Here is an 8,098-nt window from a genome sequence, read left to right on the forward strand (position 1 = left end):
GACTTAGACACCAAACCATATATGTAGCGCTCAAAACTATAACGTTATAGTTTTTTCACTCTATTTATAGTGCCTTGCCGTAAATTCTGTTGATTTTCCACAGACCGAGGTAAAGTATATATTCCTATTATCCCCACTACATTCTCCGTTTTAATTATTTGATTCGGACTTAAGCTCCAAACCATACATGTAGCGCTCAAAACTATAACGTTATAGTTTTTTCACTCTACTTATAGTATCTTGCCGTAAATTCTGTTGATTTTCCACAGACCGAGCTAAGGTATTCTAAAATGGCAAAATAAGATTTATCTCCCCATTATCCCCACTACATTCTCCATTTTAATTATTTGATTCAGACTTAGACACCAAACCATATATGTAGCGCTCAAAACTATAACGTTATAGTTTTTTCACTCTATTTATAGTGCCTTGCCGTAAATTCTGTTGATTTTCCACAGACCGAGGTAAAGTATATATTCCTATTATCCCCACTACATTCTCCGTTTTAATTATTTGATTCGGACTTAAGCTCCAAACCATACATGTAGCGCTCAAAACTATAACGTTATAGTTTTTTCACTCTATTCATAGTACCTTGCCGTAAGTTCTGTTGATTTTTCCGAGACCGAGGTAAGGTATTTTAAAATAGCAAAATTAAAATTTATGTTCCCATTATCACCACTACATTTTCAACTCAAAGGAGAAGGTTTTCCTATTCTCTGTCTCCACGGACATCCAGGTTCAAGTCAATGTATGTCAGTCTTTACCAAATCTTTATCCCAAAACTTTCAAACTATAGCTCCAGACTTAAGAGGATATGGCAAAAGTTCTACCAAAACCAACTTTGAAATAACTCAACATTTAATAGACTTAGAAACACTTCTAGAACAACTGCAAATTTCTAAATATCTAATATTAGGATGGTCGTTAGGTGGAATTATTGCCATGGAATTAGCTCTAAGAAACCCGGAGCAAGTCGCAGGTTTAATATTAATAGGTACAGCAGCAAAACCTCGAAGTAATCATCCACCCATAACTTGGCAGGATAATCTTTATACAGCTTTAGCAGGAATCATAAATTATTTTTTGCCCGGTTGGCAATGGAATATTAATACCTTTGGCAAGCGATCGCTATTCAGATATCTTATCCAACGTCACACTCCCGCTACCTATCAATACCTAGCAAAACAAGCACTTCCTGCTTACTTGCAAACTTCTAGATTCGCCACTAGAGCCTTAAATCAAGCTTTAAAAGCTGGTTATAATAGATTAGCCGACTTACCCCAAATTCAATCTCCTTGCTTAGTATTAGCAGGAGAGAGCGATCGCCATATTACCTCTGAGTCAGTTCAAGAAACTGCTTTGCACCTCAAAAATGCTGCTTGGCAATGCTACCCTAATACTGCCCATTTGTTTCCTTGGGAAATTCCCAACCATGTCCTAACAGATATTAAAAACTGGACAGAGCATCACCAAACAAATTTTAGACTTCCCAATGATAACTAAATTTTACTTTTTCCACTTTTAATCACAAGCGGTATAACAGTAATTCTCTGAGTCTCGAGGATAGAAACTCTCTGTTGCAAAGACTTATCGAGGTCTAAGCCTTCACAAACAGAAACGATGAGACCACCGCAGTGTTGTATCTGAAATTCTGATACGCACCTAGTTTTAGTTAAATACAGGATTTACCATTACCCGATCGCCACTGTTCTCTAATTCATCATCATATATAGTCAACTCTACAGGTTGACACTGCTGAATAGACACCTGAATACCTTGAGCACCTTCATCTTCTAAATCTTCTAAGTAACCCGCCTCAGCAGCTTTAGCTTCTTCACTTGTCAAAAACGGGCCAAAATAATAAGTGCAACAGGGATCTACAGTAAAAATTTTAATCCACCAAGCTATTCCGGAGAAGTTCAGAAAATTGACTAATGTTTCTTTCATGTTATTTAAGAATCTGAGTATTAGTAGTTGATTATTGAACGTACTGATTTTAATTTCTGATAATGCTTATAACTTCCATATTCAGAAGTTATAAACTAACTATCCAGGGAAAGTTTAATCCATAACTAAACTAAACTTTGCAAATTATAGTGAGTTTTGATGATAGTGAAAAGGGCTAGTTTCAGGATCCATCATTAATTCACTGGTAGAAGAGATTTTGGGCGTTGGTAAATCAAGAGATGAAACTTTAAGAGAAATCTGTTTTTAATACCTCTAAATATCTAACCAGACCAAGTGATGGGTATCACCCCTAGTAGAAAATTATCTTAGCAATTACCAACGCCAGATTTTGAGGTATTTGCTTGGATTAGATAATGATTAATTAGTTGGCGAGTCGCAATTGAAGCAGGAGTCAGGAGACAAAAATTTTGGAGAAAGAAATCTTGAGTCTGGGAATTCAACCCCAACCAATTGTAGATACCGCAGGTAAAAGTGGAGATGTTTTACCCCTAAAGCTTTCACCCAGGAGTCAGCTCTAAATTCCAAAAATGCTAGTCCTGCATGGTAATGGTGAGGATATATATTTTTTAATTTCTCCGACACTCCCCATCTCTCACACTCCAGGTGCTTCCTTTACCATTACTATCACCACCCCAAAAATTACTCCTGACTTCCAGCCGTTTGCCCAGCATCTCCGTCAGAATAAGGCTGTTAATGAGGAGTTGCGCAGAACTTTATTCTGGGGTTTAAAAGCACAATTTAAAGGTAGTTCTCTTGCGACATTTCGATAAAATTGCTCAACCCATTTTCAGGTATATTATTAGTCTTTACTTTGTTATACTACCCAACTTCTGTTTTTTCCATCATATAACATTTTTCATCTAAGTGAGGTATATTATAAGTTCTTAGATTCCTTCTATTTCTGTAACCTTTAGCCTTCTCAAATGTTACCCAAATCCTAATTTTTGTATCTTCTTGCCATTGATAGATATTAGACCTCTGGTGGAAAAGAGGGAGTAGGTCGGAGGGAGTAGGTCGGAGGGGGAAAGAATTAATGATTGATTTGATTTTTAATTATCACGCCTATGTCTATTATATCTTTAATTATATACGCAAATTTTTTGACCAGCGTTGGCGGTGAATTTCATAAATGGCCATACCCGTTGCTACTGATACATTTAAACTAGGCGTACTTCCCGACATTGGTATAGAAACTAAGACGTCACAGTTTTTTTGAATTAAAAGACTTAAACCCTCTGCTTCACTCCCAACTACTAAAGCAATAGCTCCGGTAAATTTTACTGTATGAATCAGTTCTCCATCATTTGCCACAGTACCATATATCCAGAAGCCCTCTTTCTTCAATTCTTCCAAAGCACTGCTAAGATTAGTAACTCTAGCTACAGGAAAATTTTCCAAGGCTCCTGCCGCAACTTTTGTTACAGTCGAAGTTATTCCAACTGCTCGTCTTTGCGGAATAATTAAACCTTGTATTCCAAGAGCTTCACCAGTGCGAATAATGGCTCCTAAGTTATGGGGATCATTGAGACCATCAGCTACTAGCAATACAGGTTGATCGGTTTTGGATTTTGCTTGGGAAATTAATTCGTGAAGTTCTTTATACTCGTAAGGAGATATTTGAGCTGCTATACCCTGATGATTTTTTCTCTGGGTAATTTGATCTAGGCGTCGATCATCTACTTCATCTATAATTGTACCTTTTGTTTTAGCCTCATTCAGCAATGTATGAAACCGGGGATCGTATCGAAGCGGAGGAATTATCCAGATGCGGTTTAAATATCGCTCACTTTGGAGGGCAGCTTGTACAGTATGTCGTCCGTAGATTAGATCCTCATCTTCGTGGTTGGAATTTGCTGAATTATCATTTTTTGACTGTCTATCCTTTAGTTTAATTTGTTTCTTTTTTTGCGGTTTTTCTTGAGAATTGAATTTATAATTTTTTGTAGACATCACTTATATCAAATCTGGTTTAATGACAATAATATTTTTCAACTCCTTTCGGGAGAGGCAAGAGGGAAGAGGCAATAAGCAATAATAAATTTTAGAGAGCAAAAATTGACTAATTTATTAACTCTTCTTTTTTCTGGACAAACGGGTGATATTCCCCTAACTATTGGTTGTAGGTTTTGATAGTGCTTCAAACATCATTCATTATATGCCATACCTAATTGCCTTTAATTTAAAATTTTAGCCAGGCAATTGAAATGGTATAATTTTAATGATTGAAAATTTGATTTTTAGAATAAAAGCATAATCTTCCTAAGCATTTAGGTAGCTCGCAGTCAGCTTTTCAGTGAGTAAAAAAGCGCCTAGTAATTAATGATAAATATTAGCTAATGTGCTTTAACATTAACTTTTAATCTCCCCTCAATCTTTCAACTCTAATTATTCCTTCACGGATAATTTTTTAATCGCTGACAGCTAATAGCTGAAGGCTGTTTCGCAGGATTTCGCAGGAAATACTTACTAATTTTAAAATATTTTGACTATGAAATTAGCAGGCAATTTTTAGTATTTTATTAACAACACACTTTCTCTAAAAATATCAAATTATTTATACTCAAATATTTCACATATTACAGATACAATACAGTCAAAAATTCTAGCCAGAAAAAAAATTATTTTTGTTGGTTGACACTGTCAGAATATTAATCTAATATTAATCTAATTCTATGTAACCTAGTAATTGATTTAATCTTTGGGGATCGGTTAAATATAAGTATCCAATTAAAGTTTCTAAACTGGTAGCCTGTTGATAAATCTCTGGATCTAATCTTTTTGGTTTCCTAAAAGCAGCATTACGTCCTCGTTTCAAAATATCTAACTCTGCACTGGTGAGGTGTGGTTTCAAATTATGTAAATGATCGGCTTGAGTTTCAGCCCTAACTTGGGCCACAACTAATTGATGATAATAATGCGATCGCTTTGGTGGTATCAAGTAGTAATTCCGAATATACAGTTCGTAAACTGCATCTCCCAAATATGCCCAAGCTGAAGGTGAAATTTTTTGAATTTCTGCTGGTGTTAGGGTAAGAGGGTTTAACTGCTGCAAACTGATTATTCTCCTTGTGAGGCTAGCCTTTCTTCTTGATAAAACATTGCTTCAGCTTTTTTGATCCCCATGCAGATAATTAATTAATTAATGGCTTAACTTAAGTTTTGGTTTCAATCCATCGGCTTATATTTTATGGTATAAGTTTTCTTTAGTTACTCCTCATCTGAAACAAATGGTAGTTTGGAAACCCGTTATTTACTTATGTAGTTTCTGACAACTATGGCTAATCTAGTTATAAATTTTCGACTCTGAGAAATTTATCAATACTTGGATCAAACCTAGTTTTATTTTCTATTCATACCATGGTTTAACTTGTATATTCTTTTGTAGTAGATATTATACTGCTATAGATTCTCATAATTCTACTGAGAAGTATCAGCAATGAGATACCGTTAGCTCTCAAAGGTCATTTCAGTTATCAGTTAACACTTAGCCTCCTGGGAAGGAACTTCGTTAACAGTACCGACCCCTGAAGTCGGAGGCCAGAAAATCCTAAATTTCCTTTTTTATCCCCTTGAAAGGGGAGACTTGAGACCTTATTTCTTTCTTGGTCAACGGTAAATAGTCAACAGGCTTGACCTGCTCCCGTCCAGAGTTTTGCTGGTTGACGGGAGGTAACATATATCTAGACTAGATAATCTGTCTCTGCCTTGCCTGGTCAAGATTTCTTGACATTATTCGTAGCTTCTTCTAATGTAGTTCGTAAAGACAAAAACTTTTCTAAACGAACCAACTTAACTGTTTGAGTTACACGGGGATTGGAAACTATTTGCAAAGTACCTTCATATTGTTGGGTATACTTTACCAGTTGTACTAGTGCTCCTAACCCAGAGCTATCAACAAAGTCTATCTTGGACAACTCCAAAATAATATTTTTTGGTCCTTGATCGATTTTTGTCTTCAGGGTTTTGCTAAAAGTACCTTCTGAGAAGGCATCTAATAACCCTGTTAGGCGGAATAGCTGGTAGTTATCCCTGACTTCGTGAGAGCCTCTCAGGCTAACAGTCAGGTTTAATGGCTTAGGCTCAGGAATAACACCCTCCTAGCTTGATTTTGCATAATTAAAATAAATATTGTACTCCATGAAGTAAAATTTGTCTACCATAAAATGACTTATTCAAACAGACAAATGCTGAAATTGAGATTATGACGATTTTGACAATAGTCAAGATTTGCATACACAACCCAATTTCTATTTAAGATTAACCGTGATAGGATATCAATTCTAGGCTTTAGCTTTTCGATCATCTCGCATTGCTTGAACAAAACGTTCAAACAAGTAATCAGCATCGTGAGGACCGGGACTTGCTTCAGGATGGTACTGCACTGAGAACAAAGGCAAAGATTTATGCCGTAAACCAGCAACAGTTCGGTCATTCAAGTTGAGATGGGTAATTTCTACCTCAGCAGCTAAAGAATCTGCATTAATGGCAAATCCATGATTTTGACTCGTAATCTCCACTTGTTGCTGCAAACCCGCAGGCTGATTAAGACCGCGATGACCAAATTTTAGTTTAAAAGTGTCTGCTCCTAAGGCCAGACCAAGGACCTGATGTCCCATACAAATGCCAAATACAGGCTTAGATGATTTTAGCAACTCCTTAGTAGTTTCAATACCTTCCGTCACAGCAGATGGGTCTCCTGGACCATTAGAAAGAAAGATACCATCAGGGTTATACTTAAGAATTTCTGCTGGTGGTGTACTGGCAGGAACAACCACAACTCGACAACCATAACTGGCTAAACGTCGCAGGATATTTTTTTTCACCCCAAAGTCAATGGCCACAACTGTAAATTGTTCTCCACTATCACCAGAAACTGAAGGGTTAAACTCCCAATCTGGATTAGTTGCTTCAGACCATTGATAAACTTCTTTAGTTGTTACTTCCCGAACTAAATTTAATCCGGCCATGCTAGGAGCAGACTGAACTTTTTGTAACAATTCAGTTGGATCGAGAATTTCTGTAGAAATTGCCCCATTCATTGCCCCCACAGTCCTAATTTTTCGAGTCAAAGCACGGGTATCTATACCATAGATTCCAGGAATTTTATGTTCTATAAGATACTCTGATAAAGATTGAGTAGAGCGCCAGTTACTAGGACGTGGACAAATATTACGAGCGATCGCGCCTTTGATTTGTGGTTCATTGGACTCTTCGTCTTCAGGATTAACTCCTGTATTTCCCAATTCTGGGTAGGTAAAAGTAACAATTTGCCCACGATAACTTGGGTCTGTGAGAACTTCCTGATAACCAGTCATTCCTGTGTTAAATACCACTTCTCCGATGGTAGTTCCTGGAGCGCCGAAAGATAAGCCACAGTAAGAAGTTCCATCTGCTAAGACAAGTAACGCAGGTTGAGCTGAGATTGACATTTTAATTCCTCTCAATTAATTAATTAGTATTTAATTTAACTAGCTTTCAGCTTTCAGTTTTTAGCATTCAGCTTTTTGAGCGATTGTTAAAATCTCTGGCAACTATTGCGCTGGATGGTTTAGGAGGGGTTGAAATCCCATTCTAAACGTTAAAAAAATTATCCTGCTGAGTGCTAATTGCTGAGTGCTGACCGCTTCTTTAAAGATCAGGTCAGAATATCTACTTAGGTTATTGAGAATATATTAAGTTTACAAAAAATGTAGTAGTCACAAGTACAGATTACATTCATCAATTAAATAAGATAAAATTAGCTTAAAGTTTAAAATTTAACAATAAACAAATAATTGAAATTCTTAAAAAGTAATTATGATGGAAAATTCTTCACTATATAATTCTACTGACAAAAATCGGGTTAAGCAAATTGAGCTAGACCTGCAACAGAAACAACAGGTAATTTCAGTTATCAGTTATCAGTTAGCCTCCTACGGAGGAGCTTCGCTAACAGTTAACAGTACCTCCAACTTAGACCGGAGGTTTGAAAACCGGAATTTTCTTTTTTATCCCCTTGAAAGGGCAAGTTTAATACCTTATTTCATGGTCAAAACCATCTTTTGGCAAATACCATCAATATTAGTGACAATATTAATTTGTACCGCAGCGATCGCCCAAGAATATCCAGGATGCTTTATGCTTGATG

The 8,098-nt window shown here is 36.4% G+C and carries 8 protein-coding genes; 3 read left to right on the forward strand and 5 right to left on the reverse strand.

Annotated features, from left to right (window positions below):
- The first annotated feature begins 663 nt into the window (after positions 1 to 663).
- The gene (locus F6K22_RS01545) at positions 664 to 1,506 is read left to right on the forward strand and encodes an alpha/beta fold hydrolase (protein WP_293092550.1); all 843 of its coding nucleotides are present in this window, start codon (positions 664 to 666) and stop codon (positions 1,504 to 1,506) included.
- 165 nt (positions 1,507 to 1,671) lie between these two features.
- On the opposite strand, the gene F6K22_RS01550 is transcribed toward F6K22_RS01545, so the two are convergent.
- Positions 1,672 to 1,950, reverse strand: coding sequence for a DUF1816 domain-containing protein (locus F6K22_RS01550; RefSeq protein ID WP_293092552.1), 279 nt, complete (start codon positions 1,948 to 1,950; stop codon positions 1,672 to 1,674).
- A 548-nt stretch (positions 1,951 to 2,498) separates the two neighbouring features.
- Here F6K22_RS01550 and F6K22_RS01555 point away from each other — a divergent pair.
- Positions 2,499 to 2,741 (forward strand): hypothetical protein, encoded by a 243-nt coding sequence (locus F6K22_RS01555; protein ID WP_293092554.1) that lies wholly within the window; start codon positions 2,499 to 2,501, stop codon positions 2,739 to 2,741.
- Between the two features lie 313 nt (positions 2,742 to 3,054).
- Here the strand turns inward: F6K22_RS01555 and rlmB are convergent, their stop codons facing one another.
- From rlmB to carA, 4 genes are all read right to left on the reverse strand, one after another.
- Complete coding sequence (gene rlmB / locus F6K22_RS01560; RefSeq protein ID WP_293092556.1) at positions 3,055 to 3,921, reverse strand: 23S rRNA (guanosine(2251)-2'-O)-methyltransferase RlmB; 867 nt, start codon at positions 3,919 to 3,921, stop codon at positions 3,055 to 3,057.
- A gap of 709 nt (positions 3,922 to 4,630) precedes the next feature.
- The gene (locus tag F6K22_RS01565) at positions 4,631 to 5,023 is read right to left on the reverse strand and encodes a Mini-ribonuclease 3 (protein WP_293092558.1); all 393 of its coding nucleotides are present in this window, start codon (positions 5,021 to 5,023) and stop codon (positions 4,631 to 4,633) included.
- A 661-nt stretch (positions 5,024 to 5,684) separates the two neighbouring features.
- Positions 5,685 to 6,059: an STAS domain-containing protein gene (locus F6K22_RS01570; protein WP_363272631.1), complete on the reverse strand. Its 375-nt coding sequence runs from the start codon at positions 6,057 to 6,059 to the stop codon at positions 5,685 to 5,687.
- Positions 6,060 to 6,251: 192 nt separating this feature from the next.
- Complete coding sequence (gene carA / locus F6K22_RS01575; protein WP_293092560.1) at positions 6,252 to 7,400, reverse strand: glutamine-hydrolyzing carbamoyl-phosphate synthase small subunit; 1,149 nt, start codon at positions 7,398 to 7,400, stop codon at positions 6,252 to 6,254.
- A 367-nt stretch (positions 7,401 to 7,767) separates the two neighbouring features.
- Here carA and F6K22_RS01580 point away from each other — a divergent pair.
- On the forward strand, positions 7,768 to 8,098 hold a 331-nt coding region (locus F6K22_RS01580; RefSeq protein ID WP_293092562.1), incomplete at its 3' end, for a hypothetical protein.

Source organism: Okeania sp. SIO2F4, from assembly GCF_010672385.1.
Lineage (GTDB): Bacteria > Cyanobacteriota > Cyanobacteriia > Cyanobacteriales > Microcoleaceae > Trichodesmium.

What these genes read in the sequence shown, in the direction of transcription:
- F6K22_RS01545 (WP_293092550.1), top strand. Translation starts at nt 664, where the DNA reads ATGTTCCCATTATCACCACTACATTTTCAACTCAAAGGAGAAGGTTTT.
- F6K22_RS01550 (WP_293092552.1), bottom strand. Translation starts at nt 1,950, where the DNA reads ATGAAAGAAACATTAGTCAATTTTCTGAACTTCTCCGGAATAGCTTGG.
- F6K22_RS01555 (WP_293092554.1), top strand. Translation starts at nt 2,499, where the DNA reads ATGCTAGTCCTGCATGGTAATGGTGAGGATATATATTTTTTAATTTCT.
- rlmB (WP_293092556.1), bottom strand. Translation starts at nt 3,921, where the DNA reads ATGTCTACAAAAAATTATAAATTCAATTCTCAAGAAAAACCGCAAAAA.
- carA (WP_293092560.1), bottom strand. Translation starts at nt 7,400, where the DNA reads ATGTCAATCTCAGCTCAACCTGCGTTACTTGTCTTAGCAGATGGAACT.